The sequence below is a fragment of the Undibacterium sp. Di24W genome, from assembly GCF_049340325.1.
In the GTDB taxonomy this organism is placed as follows: Bacteria; Pseudomonadota; Gammaproteobacteria; order Burkholderiales; family Burkholderiaceae_D; genus Undibacterium.
Genome location: NZ_JBMPOP010000005.1, coordinates 324268 through 348273, shown reverse-complemented (window position 1 = coordinate 348273; position 24006 = coordinate 324268). Strand labels below are relative to the sequence as shown.

General features: G+C 46.8%; 21 protein-coding genes. 8 read left to right on the top strand and 13 right to left on the bottom strand.

All coding sequences use genetic code 11. The features are described from left to right. Positions 1-282: 282 nt before the first annotated feature. Positions 283-675 (bottom strand): 30S ribosomal protein S9, encoded by a 393-nt coding sequence (gene rpsI / locus ACO0KZ_RS13055; protein ID WP_186890750.1) that lies wholly within the window; start codon positions 673-675, stop codon positions 283-285. Positions 676-684: 9 nt separating this feature from the next. Then, the gene (gene rplM / locus ACO0KZ_RS13050) at positions 685-1113 is read right to left on the bottom strand and encodes a 50S ribosomal protein L13 (protein WP_186890749.1); all 429 of its coding nucleotides are present in this window, start codon (positions 1111-1113) and stop codon (positions 685-687) included. A gap of 581 nt (positions 1114-1694) precedes the next feature. On the opposite strand from rplM, the gene ACO0KZ_RS13045 reads away from it, so the two are divergent. Further along, on the top strand, positions 1695-2159 hold the full coding sequence (locus tag ACO0KZ_RS13045; RefSeq protein ID WP_422995835.1) for an OsmC family protein: 465 nt from the start codon (positions 1695-1697) through the stop codon (positions 2157-2159). Positions 2160-2268: 109 nt separating this feature from the next. Here the strand turns inward: ACO0KZ_RS13045 and ACO0KZ_RS13040 are convergent, their stop codons facing one another. Genes ACO0KZ_RS13040 through ACO0KZ_RS13030 form a run of 3 tightly spaced genes read right to left on the bottom strand, consistent with a single transcriptional unit; the run spans position 2269 to position 4497 of the window. After that, complete coding sequence (locus ACO0KZ_RS13040) at positions 2269-3012, bottom strand: BPSS1780 family membrane protein (protein WP_422995833.1); 744 nt, start codon at positions 3010-3012, stop codon at positions 2269-2271. A 1-nt stretch (position 3013) separates the two neighbouring features. Then, a complete protein-coding gene (locus tag ACO0KZ_RS13035; protein WP_422995831.1) occupies positions 3014-3985 on the bottom strand; it encodes a homoserine kinase in 972 nt (323 codons plus the stop codon). Between the two features lie 20 nt (positions 3986-4005). Beyond that, the gene (locus tag ACO0KZ_RS13030) at positions 4006-4497 is read right to left on the bottom strand and encodes a hypothetical protein (RefSeq protein WP_422995829.1); all 492 of its coding nucleotides are present in this window, start codon (positions 4495-4497) and stop codon (positions 4006-4008) included. Positions 4498-4817: 320 nt separating this feature from the next. Between ACO0KZ_RS13030 and ACO0KZ_RS13025 the strand changes: the two genes are divergently transcribed. Next, entirely contained in the window at positions 4818-7505 is a 2688-nt protein-coding gene (locus ACO0KZ_RS13025) for a polysaccharide deacetylase family protein (RefSeq protein WP_422995827.1), read from the top strand. Between the two features lie 73 nt (positions 7506-7578). Here ACO0KZ_RS13025 and phnE read toward each other — a convergent pair whose 3' ends face one another. The 5 genes from phnE to ACO0KZ_RS13000 all read right to left on the bottom strand — a co-directional run bounded on the left by phnE (position 7579) and on the right by ACO0KZ_RS13000 (position 11856). After that, positions 7579-8394 (bottom strand): phosphonate ABC transporter, permease protein PhnE, encoded by an 816-nt coding sequence (gene phnE, locus ACO0KZ_RS13020; protein ID WP_422995825.1) that lies wholly within the window; start codon positions 8392-8394, stop codon positions 7579-7581. Then, complete coding sequence (locus ACO0KZ_RS13015) at positions 8391-9245, bottom strand: PhnE/PtxC family ABC transporter permease (protein ID WP_422995823.1); 855 nt, start codon at positions 9243-9245, stop codon at positions 8391-8393. The genes phnE and ACO0KZ_RS13015 overlap by 4 nt, the downstream gene beginning before the upstream one ends. An 11-nt stretch (positions 9246-9256) precedes the next feature. Continuing rightward, positions 9257-10138: a phosphonate ABC transporter ATP-binding protein gene (locus tag ACO0KZ_RS13010; protein ID WP_422995821.1), complete on the bottom strand. Its 882-nt coding sequence runs from the start codon at positions 10136-10138 to the stop codon at positions 9257-9259. Continuing rightward, positions 10138-11013: a putative selenate ABC transporter substrate-binding protein gene (locus ACO0KZ_RS13005; RefSeq protein WP_422995819.1), complete on the bottom strand. Its 876-nt coding sequence runs from the start codon at positions 11011-11013 to the stop codon at positions 10138-10140. Before ACO0KZ_RS13005 ends, ACO0KZ_RS13010 begins: the two co-directional genes overlap by 1 nt. Positions 11014-11118: 105 nt before the next feature. Beyond that, positions 11119-11856, bottom strand: a complete 738-nt coding sequence (locus ACO0KZ_RS13000; protein ID WP_422995817.1) for a TIGR00730 family Rossman fold protein — start codon at positions 11854-11856, stop codon at positions 11119-11121. Between the two features lie 13 nt (positions 11857-11869). Here ACO0KZ_RS13000 and polA point away from each other — a divergent pair, with 13 nt between their 5' ends. Next, positions 11870-14656 carry a DNA polymerase I gene (polA, locus tag ACO0KZ_RS12995; RefSeq protein WP_422995815.1) on the top strand — a complete coding sequence of 929 codons (2787 nt, stop codon included), beginning with the start codon at positions 11870-11872 and terminating at the stop codon, positions 14654-14656. 496 nt (positions 14657-15152) lie between these two features. Further along, positions 15153-16904 carry a GspE/PulE family protein gene (locus ACO0KZ_RS12990; RefSeq protein WP_422995813.1) on the top strand — a complete coding sequence of 584 codons (1752 nt, stop codon included), beginning with the start codon at positions 15153-15155 and terminating at the stop codon, positions 16902-16904. 241 nt (positions 16905-17145) lie between these two features. Here the strand turns inward: ACO0KZ_RS12990 and ACO0KZ_RS12985 are convergent, their stop codons facing one another. Both ACO0KZ_RS12985 and ACO0KZ_RS12980 read right to left on the bottom strand, forming a co-directional pair. Beyond that, a complete protein-coding gene (locus ACO0KZ_RS12985; protein ID WP_422995811.1) occupies positions 17146-18948 on the bottom strand; it encodes a S10 family peptidase in 1803 nt (600 codons plus the stop codon). A gap of 231 nt (positions 18949-19179) precedes the next feature. Next, the gene (locus ACO0KZ_RS12980) at positions 19180-19698 is read right to left on the bottom strand and encodes a cysteine hydrolase family protein (protein ID WP_422995809.1); all 519 of its coding nucleotides are present in this window, start codon (positions 19696-19698) and stop codon (positions 19180-19182) included. Positions 19699-19824: 126 nt separating this feature from the next. Here ACO0KZ_RS12980 and ACO0KZ_RS12975 point away from each other — a divergent pair, with 126 nt between their 5' ends. After that, on the top strand, positions 19825-20214 hold the full coding sequence (locus ACO0KZ_RS12975) for an Lrp/AsnC family transcriptional regulator (RefSeq protein WP_422995807.1): 390 nt from the start codon (positions 19825-19827) through the stop codon (positions 20212-20214). Between the two features lie 234 nt (positions 20215-20448). Continuing rightward, on the top strand, positions 20449-21270 hold the full coding sequence (gene bla, locus ACO0KZ_RS12970) for a subclass B3 metallo-beta-lactamase (protein ID WP_422995805.1): 822 nt from the start codon (positions 20449-20451) through the stop codon (positions 21268-21270). Positions 21271-21353: 83 nt separating this feature from the next. Here the strand turns inward: bla and ACO0KZ_RS12965 are convergent, their stop codons facing one another. Continuing rightward, the gene (locus tag ACO0KZ_RS12965; RefSeq protein WP_422995803.1) at positions 21354-22334 is read right to left on the bottom strand and encodes a sulfite exporter TauE/SafE family protein; all 981 of its coding nucleotides are present in this window, start codon (positions 22332-22334) and stop codon (positions 21354-21356) included. A gap of 217 nt (positions 22335-22551) precedes the next feature. Here ACO0KZ_RS12965 and ACO0KZ_RS12960 point away from each other — a divergent pair, with 217 nt between their 5' ends. Together ACO0KZ_RS12960 and ACO0KZ_RS12955 are read left to right on the top strand one after the other, a co-directional pair. After that, entirely contained in the window at positions 22552-23334 is a 783-nt protein-coding gene (locus ACO0KZ_RS12960) for a DUF2007 domain-containing protein (RefSeq protein WP_422995801.1), read from the top strand. Between the two features lie 29 nt (positions 23335-23363). Then, positions 23364-23966 (top strand): hypothetical protein, encoded by a 603-nt coding sequence (locus ACO0KZ_RS12955; protein WP_422995799.1) that lies wholly within the window; start codon positions 23364-23366, stop codon positions 23964-23966. Positions 23967-24006: the final 40 nt, after the last annotated feature.

Below are 24006 nucleotides of genomic sequence, written 5' to 3'. Positions count from 1 at the left end.
GAAACCTTTAAAAGTACTTAGAGCTTTTTGCCGCAGAGGCGGAGAGAACGCAGAGTTAGTTGTGATGCGTTTCATTGAGTTTCACAGTATCGCAGCGGAGACTGGTTCTGAACTAGTGTGCATCGAACAAGCTGAGGCACGCCAAACCGAGATCAAAAAATCTCTGCGCCCTCTGCGCCTCTGCGTCGGAAATATCTTCGCCAATCAACATTTATTCCTGACGAAAAAAAACCGCCAAAATTTGGCGGTTTTTTGTTCCAGCAGAAATCTGCAATAAGCAAATTAACGCTTGGAGAATTGCTTTGCGCGACGTGCTTTGCGCAAACCAACTTTTTTACGTTCAACTTCACGAGCATCACGAGTAACGAAGCCAGCTTTGGACAATTCAGATTTCAAAGTTGCATCGTAGTCGATCAAAGCACGTGTGATACCGTGACGAACCGCGCCGTATTGGCCGGATTCACCACCACCGTGTACATTGATCATGATGTCGAATGTTTCGAGGTGATTAGTCAACTCGAGTGGTTGACGGATAACCATCAAGCCAGTTTTACGAGAGAAATATTCGTCAGCTGGTTTGCCGTTGACAACAATCTTGCCGCTACCTGTTTTCAGGAATACGCGAGCAACTGCGCTCTTGCGACGGCCAGTTCCGTAGTTGTAATTACCGATCATGGCTATTCCTTAGATGTCGAGTACTTGTGGTTGCTGAGCTGCATGCGGATGCGTTGCATCTGCGTACACTTTCAACTTCTTGATCATTGCGTAACCGAGTGGGCCTTTAGGCAACATGCCTTTAACAGCCTTCTCTAACGCACGGCCTGGGAAGCGAGCTTGCATTTTTTGGAAGTTCGTTTCATAGATACCACCTGGGTATCCAGTATGACGATAGTAAATCTTGTTCAGAGCTTTAGTACCAGTCACGCGCAGTTTAGCTGCATTAACTACGACGATGAAATCGCCCGTGTCGACGTGTGGAGTAAATTCTGGTTTATGCTTGCCGCGTAAACGGAGTGCCACTTCGCTGGCAACACGTCCGAGAACTTTGTCTGTCGCGTCAATCACGAACCAGTCGCGCTGAACCTCATGGCCCTTAGCGGAAAAGGTTTTCATGTTGAATCCTAAATAAAAAAGATAAAAAACACCCTGATTTCGGTGGTTCTGCCATTACTACTAAGCAGACGCTCCCTTGTTAAATTCTCCCCTGGGCGAACAGAGAGTCGGAAATTATAGTATTTTCAAAGACTTAGTGCAAGCACTGTTTAAGTTTTAGGCAGTTTCTGGATTAATCTTGCCCCCTTTACTTAGCAGTTGCTTTGTGATTGCTCCCTCTGCGGGCAAAAAAAACCCGAAGTCTTGCTTCGGGAATAAGTCACTCGAAGTGACGGAGGATGCGGTTAAAAACAAAACAAATGAATTCATACGGAATACAGGCTTTCATACTAGGTCAAGAAATCATGTTGCGCCAGAAAAACTTAATGCAATTAGGAAAGTAGAAAACAATTACCCCCTGATCAGATATCTACACTTTTCCAAATTATTGAAGAAAACTATTCCTTAAAGGTGTTGTCGGTCGCAGCAAAAAACCGAAGTAGGCCAGGAAAGACGGAGAAGTCCTGAACCAGAGAAACGGTCGCTAAGTTACAATATCCGTATCATCTAACCTCAATTGCAAAAACAAGGCAGGAGCAAAAATGGAAGCAAACGTACGTTGGACCGGCGTATCCGGCATGAGTTTTTTAGCTGAAACTGGCTCTGGCCATGCCGTTATGATGGATGGCGCACCAGAAGGTGGTGGACACAACTTGGCGCCACGCCCTATGGAGATGGTCTTGCTTGGTACAGGCGGCTGCTCCGCCTACGACGTCGTCCTGATATTACGCAAGGGAAAACAAGACGTGCGTGGTTGCGAGGTCAAATTATCAGCTGAACGTGCCGACACAGAGCCTAAAGTGTTCACCAAAATTCATTTTCACTTCCTGGTCACTGGCCGCAATCTAAAGGCCAATCTGGTCGAGCGTGCGATTGCTTTGTCTCATGAAAAATACTGTTCGGCGTCGATTATGTTGGGCAAAACAGCAGAAATGACGCATAGCTATGAAATCATAGACGATCTGGGCACACCATCAGAGCACGAACGCAACACGAAAGCCGAATAAGCGAAAAAGAAGCATAAAAAGAAAATGCCGGAAATATCCCGGCATTTTTTACGTTTGAAACTAGCCTCAGATTCATCTGGATGTTCAATTGAGTTTCAGCCAAATAAATTTAAGCACTTTGCTCGCGATTGAATAGTGCTTTATAACTGAAGTAAAACGTGCAGTACATCACCAAAGAGACGCTCAGCATTAACGGTAAAATCAATACGCCCAATATGCCACCGCTCAGCGCCATCAAGAATGCGACCAAACTGAGAAGTCCGCACCACGCTAACAAATACACCAGAAAGGCTTTACGAGCGCGCCATACTGCAAAAAAGCTATAAAAAATCGCCTTCGCTGCCCCCATTCCGTGCCACATAACCAATGGTCCGCCATACCAAAATGCCATCGCTGCTGGTGTATACACAGCAAAAAATATCAACATACCTAAACCTATTTTCGACTTCACTAAGGCTTTAGGATCTGCCTTGGACGGATCAGAAATATAGTTCCAAAGCGCACCATCGTCGAAGGGAATTGAGCACGCCAACGCTGCCAGTAAGGCCAATGTATATAAAACACCCAACAGCAGCAGCGTACGGAAAGCGGGTGAACGGAAGCCGACGAACAAAGAACCCGTCGTGACAGGCTTACCCTCATCGATATCACGGCAGGCGTGCATGATGCCCATACCCAGGGTAGGCCCAAAAATAAAAGGAATAATCGCACCAATAAACGGTACCAGACTTAAACCTAAATTCACAAAGATCAAACCAAAGAACATGAACAACAGCTCAAATGGTTTCTTTTTGAAGGTCGAAAAACCTTGTTGTATCCAATGCCAGCCTGCGATTGCCTGAGGAGTGTTCATGCTAATTATTTTGTGCAATAGGTAAAGCCGGCGTAGGCTGGGTAACGCGCAAACGTAAAATACGCTCAAAATGTCCCGGATCATGTGGTGTCAGCATTTCGGCATCGCGTGGCTTGTAAAAATCATAGACACGTGACAGCCAAAAACGAAAAGCCGCGGCGCGCAACATCGCTTGCCAAGCGTCGCTCTCTACCACTGTAAATGGGCGTACCGCATGATAAGCATCGAGCATGGCATTCACACGCGCCATATCGAGCTCACCGCTATCCAAATCAATGCACCAGTCATTGATCGTGACGGCGACATCAAACAACCATGTATCGCAACCCGCAAAATAAAAATCAAAAAACCCGGTTAAACGTTCGCCATCAAACATCACATTATTACGAAATAAATCGGCATGTACAGGCCCGCTTTGCAGCGCTTGATAGATGGCGGTTTGAGCAAACGTCGATTGAAATGCGATTTCATCTTGCATCAAGCTGCGGTTAGCATCGGACAAAAATTCCAGCACTTTCGGCACGGTTATTTGCCACCAATCGAGCCCACGTAAATTCGGTTGATGTATAGAAAAATCCTGACCCGCCAAATGCATACGCGCCAACATGGTACCGACTTCCCCACAATGGACTGGCAAAGGCGCCATTTGCGAACTGCCTTCTAATTTACTGACGATAGCCGCAGGTTTGCCATGCAAAGCCACGCATAATTCACCGTCCGAATTCGCAATCGGCGCTGGTACCAGCACATCGCTATCGGCCAAATGCCGCATCAGCTTTAAGTAAAACGGTAATTGGTCAAAGTCGAGATTTTCAAAAATGGTGAGAACATATTCACCTTTTTCGGTATCAATAAAAAAATTACTATTTTCTATGCCTGACGCGATACCGCGAATTGCCAATGCTTTTCCTAAAGGGAATTGCGTCATCCAAGGTGCGAGGTCTTGCAGCGTTACCGATGTAAATACAGCCATGTTATTCTGCGTAAAGAGGGTTAATTTTTAACAGGCGGTGTCGCCTTGGCATCCATGCTAGCCGAACTTGCTGCACTAGCCGCTGCACTTGCAGGAACCGATTTTGTAGAACCAATTTTTGACGTCGAATTAGGTCCCACTGGAAGTACTGGCAAAGAGTCAACTTCCTTCTCTTGCTTCTTGCCACCAAATTCCAACACCTTCCATTGTGCCGCACGATTAGCATCGCCTTCGGGCGTGCCTTTTGGCGCATTGTTAGGCTTCACGGTGTAAGTACTTTTTCCAGTACGAACCTGAACCTCAGTAACTTTGCCATTATCTTTGCGTTCAACTGTTTTCAACTTGTTAGACTCTTGTTTAATCAGCTTCACATCAGAATCTGGGCCTTCTTCCAATTTTTCTAATTTTGGCGGCGGAGGTGCCGTTTTGTCCTGCGCTGCGACCAGAGTCGATGCGGAGATGGCAAAAGCAGCGGCGACGACACTAGCGATTAACTTCAATGAGCTTTTCATGATTTCCACTTTAGATGCAAATAGATACAACAGAATTAACTAGCCAAAAAAAACGATACTGATAATACAGCGTAAAAAATACAGTAGCATGCCCTACATTGTAACAAAGCATACACACAAGGCGTTGATCTGCGCGAAACTAAATAACAACTGATAAGAAGAACAAAGGCTTAGCCTTAACGAGGGCTGACAAAGATGAAGCGATAAGGATGCACGAACACATTTAACATGCAAGTTTCACAAAACATTCTTTATTTACAATATCATGGGCACTTCTTGGGGTCGCCCTGCATTCTCATTTTCATTTTCCACCTATTTGCATGAAATCCAAAATCCTAACAAAACCTCTTTTATTGCTCGCCCTTATTACGTTGATTGCCGGTGTTACTGTCTACGCGATCAAATTCAGCAGTCAACAGCCAAACAAACATAATGGCCCGAACAGCTCTACAAATACGCCCCAGCAGGCAGATGTAGGCGCAACTCAAGCCTTACAAAGCGAATTAAGCAGCATGCTTGGCAACTTTCGCAAAATTATCGTGCTGTTCGCTGACGAGAAAAAGCTCAAGGAAAAAGAGCGTGATGAAGCCAATCGCGTCGGTCAAGCCTTGTTTCATGAAAATCTGACACGCTTAAACAATGTCGATCTAATACTTAAGAAAATCGCAGAGAGTAAAGTCGAGGCGCGCTTACAAAGCTTCGACGACATTCTGACTTACATAGAATCGAATCCCGACCTCTACGATGCTGACCGCTTAGCGTTTCGTGAAGTACTACTGCGTCTGCAAAAGACGATCGCCAATGAACAAACCTTGCCTGCGATTAAATTGCACAAACGAGTCAGTGAAGACATCGCCGCTTTAAACGATATCGAAAAAGAATACGACAAAGAATTAAAAGAAGTCTTTGCCCGTTTTGAAACTCGCGCGATCGAGCTTAAACGTGAGCGCTGGGACGACTATCTCCTCAAATTAAGCAAACTATATAACCGTGAACAAATTCTGAAGGATTACGGTGTCATCTTGCCGTATCCAGAAAAACTCGACAAAGACGAAAAAGAAATCTTCGGCTACGAGCTGCCGACAAAAACCATCGTATTGACATTTGACGATGGACCTCATGCAAGCTATACCGAAGAGATCGCCGCCATCCTCAAGCAATACAATGTGCCAGGCGTGTTCTTTCAAGTTGGACAAAATGTCGGCAAGGTCGATGCGGCAGGTAAACAAAGCTTGAATAAAAATGCAGACACCAGCAAGAAATTAATGGACGCCGGTCATATCCTGGCCAATCATAGTTTCAGCCACGCTTTACTCTCAAAAGAAAGCGGCGATGGTTTGCATGCCGAGATCGAGCGCACTGATCAATTACTCAAAACCATTAATGCCAAACGCTCTCCCTTGTTCCGTTTCCCCTACGGCGCGAAGAACAAAGAAGGTATGCAAATACTACATACCTTAGGTTTGCGCTCGGTGATGTGGAACATCGATTCACTCGATTGGGCGGATCCAGTACCCAGTTCTATCGTGAATCGAGTGATAAGCAATTTAGAAAAAGAAAAACGCGGTATCGTTTTATTCCACGATATTCATGAGCGCACAGTCAAAGCCTTGCCCATGATTTTGGATAAACTCATCGCGGAAGGTTATCGCTTCGCAACATGGGACGGCAGCGAATTTAGCGTCAGTCAAAAAGCCAATGCACAAGCAGAAAAAACCAGTATTACCAGTGATTATCAAAATTCCTATGCCATCGTCATCGGCATTAATGATTATGTGAAATGGCCCAAGCTGCAATATGCGGTGCAAGATGCCAAAGCAATTCGAGAAAGCTTGGTCAATCGGCTTGGCTTTGGCAACGATAAAGTCTTCATGCTGAGCAATGGCGAAGCGACTCGCAATAATATACTGGCGCTATTCCATGACAAACTTGGTCATGCGCAACTCAAGAAAGATGACCGCGTTTTTATCTTCTTTGCTGGTCACGGCGCGACTCGCAAACTCAGCTCGGGTCGTAATCTCGGCTACATTATTCCGGTTGATTCGGACCCAGAACAACTCTCGGTCGATGCAATTCCAATGACGGATCTGCAAAATATAGCGGAAAACCTGAATGCCAAACATGTGTTCTTTGTGATGGATGCCTGCTACAGCGGACTGGGTCTCACGCGTGGCGGCGGCACCTCAGCCTTCCTAAGAGAAAATGCAAAACGCATAGGCAGACAAATGCTGACCGCTGGTGGTGCAGACCAATTAGTCGCGGACGGCGGACCTAACGGTCACTCAGTTTTTACCTGGACTTTGTTACAAGCATTAAATGGCAAAGCCGATCTGAATGGCGACAATCTGATCACGGCCACCGAACTCGCGGCCTATATTGCACCCGCTGTATCTAGCGTGTCACAACAAACCCCTGCTTTCGGCAGTTTGCCCGGTTCTGAAGGCGGTGAATTTATTTTTGAAATAAAAAAAGAAGGTGAAGGCGAATTCTTAAGCGCCAACACCAACCAACTTTCTAGCGAAGCGATTGCACTCAATAACAAAATCACTGAAGCGACAGCAAAAGCAGGAAGCAAGGAGCCCATCATTATTAAAAATCTGAGTGGTGGCGAGCAAAAAATCGCCGCACCAAAATTGGTAGAAGGCTCTTCCAAGCAAATGGCGCAAAGAGCGAATGATCTGGGTCTATTACATTATCGAGAAAAACGCTACGCCGAAGCCGAAGCCGCCTTCACCGAAGCCCTCAAACATAGACCTGAATTTGCCTTAGCCGCCAATAACTTAGGCTTCGTGTATTTGAAGCAGCAAAAATATGCAGAAGCCGCTCGTTGGTTCGAAAACACCATTCAAATTGACCCTTCGCGCGCTATCGCTTATGTCAATTTGGGTGATGCGCGGATGTACTTGAATGAGAATGAAAAAGCCAAGAAAGCTTTTAATAGTTATCTGGAATTAGCGCCGAATGGTGCGAATGCAGTTTATGTGCGAGAAGCATTGAAGAAACTTTGAGCGCCTTAGCGCCAACCATAGGAGAAGCGGCGAAATTCTTTTCTGCTTCTCTTTCTACTTTTCTTTCAGCGAACTAACGAACTAACCATCGCCGCAAAGCGAAACTCAAAGCATCCACCGCAGCGACCAAAATTAACATCGCTATGATTACCGTAGCCGCGCTAGCCATTTGAAAAAGTGAAAGGTGATATTTCATCATTTGCCCTAAGCCACCCGCACCGACCACCCCCAAAATCGCTGCAGCACGAATATTGTTCTCCCAACGATAGAGAGTATATGACAGCATCTGAGGCAACGCTTGCGGCAGGCGACTATAGAGAAATGCACCCGTCGCGGAAGCCCCATTGATCCGCAGGCTCGCTTCGATCTCGGGATTGATGTTTTCCAAGCTTTCAGCAAAAAGGCGACCAAACACGCCTGTCGTATGCGCCGCTAAGGCGATAGTTCCGGCAAACGGTCCCAAGCCAGCCGCAATTAACATCATCGATGCCCACACCAATTCAGGAATCGCCCTTGCCACATTCAATAACAATCCCGTAAAAACTTTAGGCATACGCCCAAATCGCCCACTTGCCGGCAAAGCTAACAATATCCCCAAAATTGCAGCAATCAAAGTTCCCAGTGCCGACATCGATAAGGTTTCTAGCGCTGCATGTCCTACTTTTTTCAGCATCGTCGCGCTCAGATCCGGCGGTGCAAATCCACTTAGGAATTCACTGGCATTGCTTAAGGCATCTTGCGTCAGCAAAGCACGCCACTCCAACTGCAAACTCCAAAAGCTCGCTATGACTAACGCCATAATCAAGCAGGCTATGATGCAACGAGACGCCGTCCACAGAACTGGCGCTGTAGGCATCAAGCTGTTTTCTGAGGTCGAGAACGTCTTCATTTGTTCAGACTCTTTCTCGCTAAATAACTGAGCATATCAGCTGCAGCGACCAAGACAATAAAGACACATAAGATGGTCGACACTTCGGCACCTGCCAGCATCTTCAATGATTCATCCATACGTTGCCCCAATCCACCTGCGCCAACAAAGCCCATAACAACTGAGCCGCGAATTGCGCATTCCCAACGATAAATCGTGTACGACAATAATTCAGGCAAAGCATTAGGCAAGCCGCCGAACAAGAATGCAGATAAACGGCTACTGCCGTTACGCAATAGGCTATCCGTTGCATGTGAGTCGCTACTTTCCAAAATCTCGGCGTAGACTTTGCCTAGCATACCTGCATAAGTCAGGGCGATTGCCAGTACACCAGCCGTCGCTCCTAAGCCAACGATGCGCACAAACAGTAAAGCCCAGACCAATTCCGGCACACTGCGTAATAAGACCAAGATCCAACGCAGTAATTGACGCAACAGGCGGGAGGAAATTCGCATCTTCGAGCGGCCGATACGAGAGATCGATAAGTGTTCAGAGATGATCAAGGCGGCAGGAATCGCTAACACCAAAGCCAAGACCAAACCTGCCGTGGCAATTGCAATCGTCTGCCAGGTCGCTACTAAAACAATTTTTAAAAAATCAGCGGAAAGCTCAGGTGGAAAAAAATTCAGCACAAAGCGCCAGCTCGCTGACAAACTTTGCTGATCGATGAGTATCCATGGTTGAAATTCTGAATACACCAACATCGGCCATAACAATACCATTGCCACGATCGCGAATCCAATGCGCATTCGCCACGCTGGATCAACTGAGATATGCAAGTCTATAGATTCACGTGGCTTTTTCGAAAGCATAAGCAGCGGCATCAAAAACACCTTATTTGATCGACCGCCGCCGTATTTTCATTAACCGTAAATTGTTCAACCTGGTCAGATCGCCGATTGGACAATTCCACACTACTTTCACTTTCATACAAGGCCGCGATCATTGCATCCGTTAAGGGCTTGCCATCGCCCGTATCAAACATCAGCTCTCCATCACGCAAACCAATGATGCGCTGGAAATGCGCACGCGCCAATTCGACTTGATGCAAACTACAAACCAAGACAGCCTGCGCTTGCCGCGCTTCTTGCTGTAAAACCTGCAAGGTTTGCAGCGCAAGACTTGGATCTAATGCGGATAAGGGTTCATCAACGATCAATAATGTCGCGTCAGATACCAGCAAACGCGCCAAAGCACAACGCTGTCGTTCACCGCCAGACAAGCGATCAACGCGTGCATACAATTTATCTTGCAATTGAAAGCGCGACAAAGCATGCCAGGCCAAAGGGGGATCAACCGGTTTAATCAGATTTCGGATGGCTTGCCACAGACTCCAGGTTGGCAAGCGCCCTGCCAACACCGCAGTCACGACTCGCTGGCGGCTTGGCAATGGCGGCGTCTGTGGTGCCAAAAATAACTGGCGACGCATTCTATGTCGCTCGCTATGTGATAACTGCCACATCGCTTTACCCAAGAATTCAAGTTCACCGTCACAAGGCTGTATAGCCGCCGCCATGGTGTGCAACAAAGTCGTTTTGCCAGCTCCCGAGGGTCCGATAATCGCAATCTGCTCACCCGCTTTGACGCTCAGTGTGATGGACTTCAAAGCGGGTGCTGTCGTTGTTGCAGCTGCCAAATGACGCACGGAGAGATTCGCTAACTTCAGCACCACAGGCGTGTTTTGTGCCGATACCGAATCGGGCATTACTTCAACAATCCAGCTTGCTGTGCGGCCGCTTCAATCGCGTCGTAATTATCAGCCTTAGTCGGGATAAATCGTGCAGTTCTTTGCAAATCCAAAATCTCTTTGTCTTTCGGATTATTACTATCTAACGCCAAGAACGCATCAGTGATTTTCTTGCGCAAATCAGCTGGCATATCACTACGGACAGTCCAGTTATAATCAAAATAGCCGGGCGTGGTGTAGAACACACGCACCTGCTTAGGATCGACTTTGTTTTGACTAACTAATTTTTCCCAGACTGAAATATTCAAAGCACCGGCATCAACCTTACCGCCCGCTACGGCTGCCACCGTGGCATCGTGAGCACCTGAAAACGCGATACGTTTCATATCCGTATCAGGATTAACTTTGGCATTTAATAAAAAAGAACGCGGCATCAAGTGACCTGAGGTCGAAGATTCAGAGCCAAAACTAAAGGTCTTCGCTTTTAAGTCTTCCAATTTATTGATAGCCGGATTTGTCGTAATAAAAACTGATTTGAATTTCTCGTCTTCCTCGCGCTGCACCAAGGGAATGACCTGATTTTTACTGCGAATTTTCGCTTGTACAAACGTAAAACCACCAAACCAGACCATATCGAGTTTGCCTTTGATAAGACCTTCAACCGATGCCGCATAATCAGTCACTGGTGTGAACTCGACTTTCATTCCCAGCTTTTTTTCTAAATAGTCGCCGAGCGGTTTAAATTTACGTTGCAATTCGGTCGGTGCTTCGTCGGGAATGGCAGACACACGCAGGACTTGCTGCGCATTCGCGATGCCACTACTTAAACATAAAGTGCAAATTGCAGAGGCGAGCGTGACCAAGGTGGCACGGCGATAGAAAGAAAAACGCATAGTGTTATCCAATAACAAAGAAGTGAGCTGGCATTTTACGGGAAAACGGCGAGCTATAAAGAATATCCCCGTACTCAATTCGGGGCAAAAACAAAAGCCAAAACACTACAAATACAGCATACGTGCGCGTTCTTCGTCTGACGGCTCAATATCATGTGCCTCGTAAAACGCAAAAATGGCGTCAACCACATTGGCAGGCTCATCAATAATCTGTACCAAATCTAAGTCTTTATCTTCGATCAGTCCCATTCCCGCCAACTGAGTTCGAATCCAATCCAAAAATCCTTGCCAAAAACTAGTCCCGACCAAGATCACCGGAATCCGTTTGGTTTTACCGGTTTGCATCAAAGTTAATACTTCCATCAATTCATCCAGGGTACCAAAACCACCGGGGAAAATAACGTAGGCATCAGCGTATTTGACGAATGACACCTTGCGCGCGAAGAAATGACGAAAATTCAAAGAAATATTCTGCCAAGGGTTGGTCTTTTGTTCGTGTGGTAACTCAATATTCAAGCCCACCGAGGCCGACGTGCCATCAAATGCACCACGGTTTGCCGCCTCCATAATGCCTGGTCCGCCCCCAGAAATGACTGCAAAACCCTCATCTGACAAGCGTCTAGCGACGTCGACACAGTTTTGATAGTAAGAGTTTTCTGGTTTAATTCTGGCAGAACCAAAGATCGTTACCGCAGGCCCCAGTGCCGAGAGGCGTTCGGTAGATTCGATAAACTCTGCCATAATTGTGAACATATGCCACGATTCGCGTGCTTTAAGGGCAGTTGCCTTGTCTTTATCTGCAATCTGGCGCAATTTAAGAATTCTTTTTCTGCTGTCATTCATTTCCAAGATCCCTATGCAAAAAACTCTGTTATTAGTCGACGGCTCCAGCTATTTATACCGCGCTTTCCACGCCCTACCCGATTTGCGCAATATGCGTGGCGAACCGACTGGCGCCATTCACGGCATGGTCAATATGATGCGTCGCCTGCGCCAAGATTATCCCGCAGCTTACATCGCTTGTGTGTTTGATGCCAAGGGCAAGACTTTCCGCGACGATCTCTATCCAGAATATAAAGCACAGCGCGCGCCGATGCCAGATGATTTACGCTTACAGATAGAACCTATCCATCAAGCAGTGGCGGCAATGGGCTGGCCTATTTTGATGGTGGAGGGCGTCGAAGCAGATGATGTAATTGGTACCTTGGCAGTCGAAGCCACGGCACGTGGCATGAACACCATCGTCTCCACAGGAGATAAAGATCTGGCGCAATTGGTCAATGCGAACGTCATGTTGATCAACACCATGAATAATGAGAAATTAGATGAAGCAGGTGTGCTCGCCAAGTTTGGTGTGCCACCGAATCTAATCATTGACTATTTGACATTGATTGGTGACACCGTCGATAACGTCCCCGGCGTGAGCAAGTGTGGCCCGAAAACTGCCGTTAAATGGTTGACCGAATACGATAGCTTAGATGGCGTGATCGCCAATGCCGACAAGATCAAAGGTGTAGTCGGTGACAATCTGCGAGCGGCTTTAGCCTGGCTACCACAAGGCCGAGTCTTGATCACCGTAAAGACCGATTGCGATCTGGCAGGTCACCATATTTCTATCGATGAGTCCCTCAAAGCCAAAGAAGAAAATCGTGAGGAAATGATCGCTTTTTTGCAGCATCAAGGCTTCAAAAGTTTATTGCGTGAGTTTGGTGTTGATCCGGTCGCAGGTTCTGCACCTGCCAAAACAGCGTCAGCACAAGGCGGATTATTTGGCGATGATGCTTCAAACAATTCTTTCGCTAATAATACGCCAGCAGCAATCCCAGCCGCACCTGCCGTCACGCATTACGAAATGATTCTGACCGAAGCGCAACTCGATGCGTGGTTTGACAAAATCAATCAGGCTGCCCTCACCTCAGTCGATACGGAAACCACGTCGCTAGAACCGATGAACGCGCAAATGGTCGGCATCTCCTTATGTTGCGAAGCAGGGATAGCAGCTTATATTCCGTTGGCACACAATTATCCGGGCGCACCAGAACAACTGAATCGAGAATTGGTGCTCGCCAAAATGAAGTCATGGTTGGAAGATTCCAGTAAGGCGAAGGTCGGACAAAATCTCAAATACGACACGCACATTTTTGCCAATCACGGTATCCATCTGCGCGGCATTTTGCACGACACCTTGCTGCAATCTTATGTGTTCGAATCACACAAATCGCACGACATGGATAGCTTAGCGATGCGCCATTTAGAGCGTAAGACCATCAGCTTTGAAGAAGTCTGCGGCAAAGGCGCTTCGCAAATTTGTTTCGACCAAGTCGATCTGGAACGCGCCACTGCTTATGCGGCTGAAGACGCCGACATCACTTTACAATTGCATCAAGCGATGTGGCCGCAAGTCGAGCCTTACGACAAACTGCGTTTCATTTACGACAAAGTCGAATTGCCAACGTCTGTCGTTTTGCAAAAAATAGAACGTAACGGCGTACTGATTAACCGCGCTTTATTAGCGACGCAATCCAACGAAATTGGAACGCGCCTTTTGGAGCTAGAACAAAAAGCTTACGAGTTGGCTGAGCAGCCATTCAACCTGAATTCACCAAAGCAGTTAGGCGAAATTTTCTTCGGAAAACTCGGTCTGCCCGTCGTCAAAAAAACACCATCCGGCGCACCATCGACTGACGAAGAAGTTTTGCAAAAACTGGCGGAAGATTATCCGTTGCCGAAAGTCCTGTTGGAATATCGCGGCCTAGCCAAACTCAAATCGACTTATACCGATAAATTGCCGAAGATGGTCAATAGCGAAACGGGTCGTGTGCACACCAACTACGCGCAAGCCGTTGCCGTCACGGGTCGTTTGGCATCGAATGATCCTAATCTGCAAAACATCCCAGTCCGCACCGCCGAAGGTCGCCGCATCCGTGAAGCTTTCGTCGCCGCACCGGGCAATAGCATCGTGTCAGCAGACTATTCCCAAATCGAATTACGCATCATGGCGCACATCTCCGGCGACGCGAGTTTATTGAAAGCATTCGCCGACGGCGAAGACGTACACCGCGCCACCGCCTCCGAGATTTTCGGCGTCGAATTACCAGAAGTCACCAGCGAACAAAGACGTTACGCCAAGGTGATTAACTTTGGTCTGATCTACGGCATGAGCGCATTCGGCTTAGCAGGTAATCTAGGCATAGAGCGCAGCGCAGCACAAAGTTACATAGACAAATATTTCCAACGCTATCCCGGCGTCGCTCAATACATGGCCGACACCCGACTCCACGCAAAAGCGCACGGCTACGTAGAAACCGTCTTTGGCCGCCGCCTCTGGCTACCAGAAATCAACAGCCCCAACGGCCCACGCCGCCAAGGTGCAGAACGTGCCGCGATTAATGCGCCTATGCAGGGTACGGCTGCAGATTTGATTAAGCTCGCGATGATTGCGGTGCAGAATTGGTTAGAGGCAGATCAGTTGAAATCCAAAATGATTATGCAAGTGCATGATGAACTGGTGTTGGAGGTGGTACCTGAGGAATTGGAATTGGTGAAGCGTAAACTGCCTGAATTGATGGCTGGGGTGGCTGAGTTGAAGGTGCCTTTGTTGGCTGAAGTTGGGGTTGGGTTGAATTGGGAAGAGGCGCATTAAAAGCAATACTAAGCTTCTAGGGCGGGCACGCTCTTTGTGCCCAAGCTGATTGGTTAACTTGTCGATAAGCACCTCTCGCCCTGCCCTATATTCTTTTCACCGCTTTCAACCGTAACTGCAAAAATATCGTGTTTGCAGATCGCTTAGGGTCTATCTCTTACAACATCTACCCTTATTCAGCGCCAGACTCATTAGCTAATGCACTCCGAGAAAGTAGTCGACGAGTGGCAAAAAACGCTTGCAATATTATGATTGCAGGTCACGAAACAGCAAGTGATTTGTTAGCACGTTTAGACTGTGCAAAGACCCTAGTCGACGATTAAGCATTTACACGTTATGCTCACACTGCCGCAATTCGGCCCGATGAACGGCTAAAAAGCGAGAACGCCGAAAGCAAAGCTAACGTGAGTCAAAAGATTCATTGACCTTACACAAGGTAGCTTGATTGACATCGCTTAATATTGAGGTTTATCGACCCTTATTCATTGAGTGAAACATGCCGACTACTCACCATGCAAGTCAACCTATTGCACACAATACGACCGAATTAACCAAATACTTGAACTTGCAGTCAAATCTCGTGCACGAGCAACTCGGTCAGTATTTGTTACGAGAAGATCTAGTCAGTGCTGAAGCACTACGAGAGTCCTTAAAAATAGTGCATCGTGGCGGTGGAAAAAAACTCGGTGAAGTACTAGTTGATATGGGTGCTTTGACGGCATCAGCTCTCAATCATGCACTATTAAGTCAACTCGAAGTTCCAAGCTTAAAGCTCGACAATTTTAAACTAGATTCTCAAGCGCTTTCGATGTTGCCAGCCGAAATTGCGCAACGCTTTCAAGCATTGCCCATCATGCTACACATGGATAATTTGGTGCTTGCTACGGCGTCTCTATTGTCACAGCAAGCCCATGAGTTTCTCCGCTTTGTCTGCCAGAAAAAAATCATCAATGTCGTTGCGGATGAGAAAGCGATAAGATTGGCATTGAGTGAAAACTATTCAATTCAAGAACAGGAAGAAGGTTTAGAGCAATTCGAACGCACTTTAGAAACTGATGATCAAGATCAACAGGCGTCACAAGATGCCGAATTTATGGCAAAACAACAGCCTATCGTTAAGTTGGTGGAATCGATTTTGCAAACAGCCGTGTTACGAAACGCTTCCGACATCCATATTCGCCCGGAGCCTGACTACTTTGATCTGCTCTATCGCATTGATGGTAGTCTGCAGAAAATCAAAGAGTATCCGAGGAGCCTGTTACCGGCAGTGGTTGGACGTATCAAAATTCTCGCCCGACTCAACATAGCAGAACGCCGTCAACCACAAGATGGACGCATTGGTTATCTTTATGAAAATAGCAAAATCGACCTGAGAATTTCAATTATTCCTGTGCAGTATGGCGAGAGTATTGTGATCCGCGTCCTCAACAAAAACCAAGGTTTGCGAACGATTAATCAAATCGGATTCACCGCGAAGGATGAAGCGCGATTCAACGATTTATTGGATCGCTCACACGGCATTGTGTTGGTCACAGGGCCTACTGGCTCAGGCAAATCAACAACTCTCTACGCCGCCTTGCAAGAAGTTGTAAAAAGAGAAGTCAACGTCATCACTGTGGAAGATCCGGTTGAGTATGAATTGCATGGAACTCGCCAGATACAATTAGTACCCGCCATTCATTTTAGCTTTCCCCAAGCCCTCAGACATATTCTCCGGCACGACCCAGATGTCATTATGATAGGCGAAATGCGTGATGTAGAGACTTGCAAAATCGCGCTCGAAAGTGCATTAACTGGGCATTTAGTATTTAGCACTTTACACACAAATGACGCTGCCAGCAGCATTGTCCGCTTGATGGAGATGGGGGTAGAAGCCTACATGATACGGGCTTCGGTTATAGGTATACTGGCACAGCGCTTAGTGCGTAAAAATTGCCCTCATTGTTTACAAGAGGAAAAAATCTCTTCCATAATGCGGGGAAATTTGGGCCTAACTGAAGATGAAGTATTCTTTCAAGGCCGTGGCTGCGATCATTGTCACCAAACTGGTTTTTCTGGGCGCCTAGCGATTTATGAACTTATGGTGTTGAACGACCGTACTCGTGAATTGATTCAGGCTGGCATGTCAGCCGACGCACTATCTAAAGTAGCCGCTCAAGAGGGCATGACAAAGATTTCAGAAAACGCCGTCTTTCAAGCACGTCTTAAAAAAACCTCTATCGCTGAAGTGTATCGGGCATGTATGTGAACCGTGCGCATGTTTCTGACTAAATTAGTCCAATTGATAACTCAATACGTGCGCTTTGACCAGATTCTTTTCTTTATTTAGTCCTAAAAACTCCATTGACAACCGTAAGCGCATTCCTCAAACATCGTAGGTTTGATGTTATTTAAAAAAATGACAAGCCATTTTGTTTTACATACAAACTGCGATTTCGTTTTTCATCTTAAGTCGGACAGTGCAATACGGCTTTGCCGGGTGCACACTACTATCCATCTCGCATCCGCATCTCAAGGGTCCTCGCTTCAATCTCTCGTTGTAATACAATACCTTGACTAGGCGATGGCGGAGGTGAAAGCGGGCGTAGCGCTAGCGGTACCCAAGGGTCGCGTAATGGTGTTTGCATCGCCTCGGGTGAAGCTGGGATGTCAAAGACAGTCGCTGCGAAGCTTGGTGGTGCGGCTGGTGTGTTTGTCGTTGGCGTGCTCGTCTGCACTCCTGTTAAAGTGCCTCGATAGAAAGCTTGAAGATCAGCCTTGCTCGCCAAACGGGCGGCGTCATCCAGATAGGTCATGTGCCCACCCGCATAATTGCGTACCAAGATGCGACCGGGTAGATTCAGACGCGTAAGATCCTGCTCGGTTTTGTAAAAAGGCGTTGCTAAGTCATGGTATCCGTTCAGTGTCAGTACACGCAATTGAGGGTTCATTTGCAAGGCCGCACCAAGATCTGGAATCGTGTCTGGCAGATTCTTGCCCGCATGACTAAAATCCCAGCTTTCGACAGCGGTGCCCGATAACACGTAGGTCGATGCATTGCGATAACGCAGCGTATCGCGCAGGTAGTTGTTGATGGCAGTGGAAAACGATGCGCTGATCACGGTGCTGGAGGGATCACCCTCACTGGCCAACGCGCTCCCCAATGGCGCTGAGACGCGCGCATCATAACGACCAAGCAAGGTGCCGGAAATCAACTGATTGCGAAATTGTCCCGGTGGCATATTAAAACTACTTTGCCATTGTCTGAGCGCCAGGCCTGTGTAGTCGCTGAGCAGTGGTGGCAACTCGGCAGGGATGGCACCACCTGCAAGTAGTGCGTTCACTGCAGGCGTATAACGACGTGAACTGAAGTCGCGCATCTGCGTCATATAGGCGCTCACATCATCTACCACCGGGCGGGTCAAGCGGTAAAACTGCCCAGTAGCCGCATAACTAGGCAAATAACCGCCACAACTTATAACCGCCTGACCAACGACGCTACAATTGCTGTTGTAATCCATTGCCGGCGACTGTAGCACCAAGCCTGTCAGCTTTACACCCGCACTCTCAAGTAAGGCCGCCAACACGGCAGTACGCGGCCCGCCATAGGACTCACCAAACAAATATTTGGGTGAAGCTTGCCGCGCATTGACGGTGATGTAACGCTGCACAAAATCACGAAACAGCGCCGCATCAGCATCCACACTCCAAAAACTACGATTACTAAAAGGCGCGATCGCCTGCGACAGGCCAGTACCAACAGCATCAACAAACACCAGATCACTGGTATCCAGCAGGCTTTCGGCGTTGTCCACTAATGAGAAGGGACGTGGCAACGAGGTGGACGGCATGAAGGTCGCCAGACGTTTCGGACCAAAGGAGCCTAAATGTAACCAGACGCTAGCCGAACCGGGTCCACCGTTATAAAAAAAAGTGATGGGTCGTGTGGTGGCTGACTGATTATCAGCGGTATAGGCAACATAAAAAAACGAAGCCTGATCTTGACCAGTCCCTATCGCTTTTGCCGTCAAGTGACCGGCTCTTGCGGTATAGGGAATGCTTACACCGTTCAAGGTGATACTGTGCGTTGTGTTGGCAGTAGCCTCGACTGCAGAGGTCAGTGAAGCATCGGCATTCGACGAATAGCTGACCGTATCGACCAAGGTGCCTGGTAATTCCACCACAGGATCGACTCCGCTACCGCTACTGACACTACTGCTAGGAGCGCCACCACCACCGCCACCGCAGGCACTCAGCAACAATAGCATAGCTAACATGCCGTTCCTTAGCCCTAGTTGTACAGATGCCTTCATGATCTACCCCTTGCACGAAATAAGTTCGGAACTTCAAGCCACGCTTCCTCAGTATTTCATAACAAATCGAATATCACAAACACAGTTTTTTCTATATAAAAAGGGCAGGTTTCTTGTGCCAAATTGAATTAATCAATTTGGCGATGAAAAATTTTCTCGTTGCTCCTGGCTGCTTCTCGACAACAGAATTTCTGAAGGCGAGTCAGATGTGCTCGTTTTCCCTATTGATACTCACTCAAAGACCTCCAGCGATTGCTTGAGCGCCACTCTTGTAGAAATAGCATGAAGGGCGATACCATGGATCATTTCATCCACCGTGGTGCAGCAGTCTGCGAGTATGCTAACTTGGTATTTCTCTGCAGCCTTAGAAATGGCAGTATGGGTAACACAGTTTTGCGTCATCATGCCGCAGATGATCAGTTCTTGTACGCCTTGTGCTTGCAGAATAGCTTCCAAATCTGTGTCATAAAAACTATCTGCGTGACGCTTGATCACAATCGGTGCGTCGGGCGCTGCGGCTAAAATACGCGGATGAATTTTGACCCCTTCTGTTCCCTCATTGAAGAAAGGCGAAATACCATTGCTCGGATTGGCGATATGTTGGACATGAATAATTTCAACTCCGTTTTTGATCGCATTGGCAATGGCTAATTCAATGTGTGTTAAGGTTTTATCTGCATTCCACAGTGGGAATTTTCCGCTTGGGAAGTAGTCGTTTTGCAGGTCGATGATGATGAGGGCTTTACGCATGATACTCTTTCTTTAGTGTTTGGAAAGTGAACATGATAGGCACTCGAAGCCTCATTGAGAATTGTATCTTGTGTGGATTTGTAGGCTTTTACTTACATCTTGAAAGTATTAAAAATAATGGACAAAATGAATAGTGCCATTTTGCAGCAGCTGAAACAAAATAGCCGCAAGACGTGGCAGCAAATCGGGAAAGAAGTGCATTTAACCGGACAAGCGGTGGCGGCACGAGTAGCGCAAATGGAAGACCAAGGATTGATCACTGGCTATACGCTCAAACAAGATAATGCAGAACGCCATTTTATTACGGTATTTATGGAGACTTCTGATTTTGCTGGATTTGAACTCTTCTTAAGAAACGATGCTCGCATTGAATCAGCTTATAAAGTGACAGGTGAAGGCTGCTATCAATTGATTTTTATTTCGCAAAATGCAGGCGATTTGGAACCATTTTTGAATGCCATGCTGAGCTATGGACGCTACAAAGTAGCAACGGCGATCAGGCATATAAAGTCATAAGGGGGAAACCTCAACTTGATAACTCCGCAAGGTGCGATCTCTCTACAAGGAACAAAAAGTCGCAGGCATACTGCCTTATGCGAGGTACAATATTTATCCACTAGCGTCTTTTTTACACCAATGATCTCACAAAAAATTTTAAACCTAACCAAGCTACGTCCTCTGCTACTGGCCTCCAGTATCGTACTCTTCAGCTTCACCCAATCAGTTAACGCAAACAAAACCTCGATCAAAATGCCAAGCGCGCCAACGCCTGCATCAGCGCAAACCGCCTGCAAATCACTCGACGATTGGAATGAGCCTACCTATGCGCGGCACATATATGGCAACACCTGGTACGTTGGTACTTGTGGGATCAGCGTGGTCTTAATTGCGACGCCAGCCGGTCATGTGCTGATCGATAGCGCACCAGAAAAAGCCTCTGCTACTGTACGTCAAAATATCCTCTCGCTGGGTGTCAATTTGAATGATATCAAAACGATTTTACTGACGCATGAACATCACGATCACATGGGCGGTGTCGCGAGCATGCAAATCGCGACGGGCGCGAAGGTTTTGAGTCGGAGCAATGTGGTCGACGTACTCAAGTCCGGTAAAAACGACAGCCGTGATCCACAGTTTGAAGAATTAGGTGGCTTTGCCCCTATCTCCAATGTCTATGCATTCGACGACAACAGCGCCATCAAAATCGGCCATACACAAATTCAACACATCCCTATGGCAGGCCATGCGCCAGGCGGTTCTGGTTGGACTTGGCAAGAGTGCGAAAAACGTATCTGCAAAAATATCGTATTCGCAGATAGTTTAGGGTCTATCTCTGACAACCTCTATCTTTATTCAGCGCCAGGCTCATTAGCAAACGCACTCAAGGAAAGCAGTGAACGCCTGGCAAAAACGCCGTGCGACATCCTGATCACGGGCCACGGAACCGCAAGTGATTTGTTAACGCGTTTAGATGGTGCAAAGCCGCTGGTCGATACGCAGGCTTGTGTGAATTATGCGCAAGCTGGAGCGCTCCGACTAGAAGATCGCTTGAAAAAAGAGATGCTTAAATAAGAATAGGGGCACAAGGCTTTGTGTCCTTTTTTCTGTCAACAGCATTGGCGCAAATGATTCTTCAGAAGATCTGAGCTAAGATTTTATTTCAAGAATGCCCGATACAAATTGAACATACTGACCAAACTGATCAAGCTACCAACCAAAATTAGCAAGGTCTTTGCTTTCAAATGCTTAGTCACAAAAGCCGCAAACGGTGCAGCAACTAAGCCGCCCAGGGCTAAGCCGGCGACCAGTATCCACACCGTGTGATCTAAAATCGAAAAGAAAGACGCAGCGACCACGACGGTTAAAAAGAATTCTGCAAAATTCACTGTACCGATGGTTGTGCGGGGATCTTGACCGGAACCGACCAAAGAAGTCGTGACGATAGGTCCCCAACCACCACCGCCAGTGGTATCCATAAGGCCGCCAAAGAATGCGAGTGGAACCACTTTCTTGGTATCAATGTCGGACTTGGCTTTAATGTGGCGAAATGCTTTACTAAATACATAGACTCCCATCAATAACAAATACACGCTGATATAAGGCTTGAGCGCTTTGCCATCGATGGTACTTAAAATATAGGTGCCCACCAGTGCACCGATAATCCCAGGCACCAACAAACCAAAGAATAATTTCTTATTAACGTTGCCCATTTTCAGATGCGCGACACCTGAAATTCCGGTGGTGAACACTTCAGCCAAATGCGTCGCTCCGCTGGCCAAAGCTGGCGGCGCACCCGCGGCAAGTAAGAAACTGCTCGACGTAATGCCATACGCCATGCCCAATGCACCATCAATCACTTGTGCTAAAAAACCGACGCCAACAGCACTCCAAAACAAGGGATCCTGCAGAGTCTGCGTGATCAAAGCCATACCAGTTTGTTGATGTCCGCCGAAAAACAAGCGAAACGCCAAATACACGACTAGCCCAATCAAAATCGCGACAACCGCAAAACTGAGTATCCGCAAAATCGGATGCTCGTGCGCGTGCGTCACTTCGTACTCTATAGGAGGCAATGCCAGAGCTTCGTGCTCAGGATTGATGCTTCTATCATCAAGGTCGATATGACGAATTTTCATGTTGGTGCGGACGTAGTCTTAACTTTAGAAAACGTGATGATAGCCAAAGCATGCAAAAATCAAAACTACAGAATAACTATTTGCTTATGCGAGATTCTTACCAAGCGTAGGTTTGATGATCAAAGACTTACTCTGAAAACAATTGATAACGTGATTTGACACATATAATTATTGGGTTTTGATTAAGCCTTAATTCACGCAACCGAAGCAAATTCATATGCAAACTATTTATCAGGCAAGTAATGGCGTAGAAGCGCATATGTTGAAAAACATGTTGGAACAAGAAGATATTCCAGCGTTCATTGAAGGTGAATATCTACAAGGCGGCGTTGGCGACTTACCAGCCCATAATTTAGTTCGTCTCTTGGTGGTGGAGTCAGACTTTGTCAAAGCAAAAAGCATCATCGATGCATGGACTCAATTGCAAGAAGCAAATCCTGCAGAAACCGAATTGAAACCACGCCAACAAGGCAATACAGTCGGCTTACTTTTTCTAGGACTAGTCTCCGGCGTAGTCATCACCTCAATTTTCTTTCGCGCGCCATACAGTAGCGCGGGTACCGATCATAACTATGATGGTCGTTTAGACGATCAATGGACTTACAACGCCATTGGCCTGCCATTGCTCAATGAAGTCGACAGGAACCTCGACAACAAATTCGACATGATCACCCATTTTGACAAAAATGGTCTCATGGAATACTCGGAATATGATGATAATTTCGATGGCGTCTTTGAAACCAGAGCAACCTTCGAAAAAGGAAACATAAGTTCCGCGAAAACAGATACCGACGGCGACGGTTTTCCTGATTTCATCACAAACTACAAATTCGGCGTGGTCTCAAGCGTCGAGTATATCAACGTCTATTCGGGATATCCGAAGAAAATTTGTTATTTCGAGCTTGGTAAATTGAAGTCATGTGATATCGATACAAATCTGGATAGAGTCATGGATAAGCACGTGCGCTATGACGAAAATGGCGATATCGAAACCAAGTAAGTTAAGCAATTTTTTTAATAAAATTCATTATGCGCAAAATCAGCCAACTTCTTCTCTCTTGCACGATATTGTTTTTCACTTGCGTAGTACCTTCAAACGCGAACGCACAAATACGTCGAGAAGAAGTAGAGGCTTACGCGGCATTACTCAATCACCTATCCATAGAATATGCCAGTCAAGCATCGATCATTATTCGATCGAAAACAACCGACTTATCACCGCATATCCTAAGTAACAGTGTTTCAGAAATAAAGAGACTGCTTCCCGAAGCAACTGAGTATGTCATAACTGATCTATTGCATGCTGACAAGCAGCAAAGTAATTTCGAAATACCCGTACGTTTTGTTCGAAGTGAATTGAAATTTGCAATGCTGTCCCAGCAAACCTATTTTGATATTTTTAGTGAATCAAGAACGCTTGAAGAAAGCTGGAAACTGTTTTATAGCAGGTATCCCAAAACAACTGGCTTATTTTCATTTTCTCGGGCGGGTATCGATCTCGAAAAAAAACAGGTACTTTTCACTTACGCTAGGAGCGCTGGCGGGCGAGCTGGTAGTGGTTATCTCGTATTGATGCAGCAAAAATGGTGGCGCTGGGAAGTAGCGCGAATAGCGAATATTTGGATCAGCTAATTCTAGTTTAGATTTTTATTTTCATATTCAGACTCCTCCA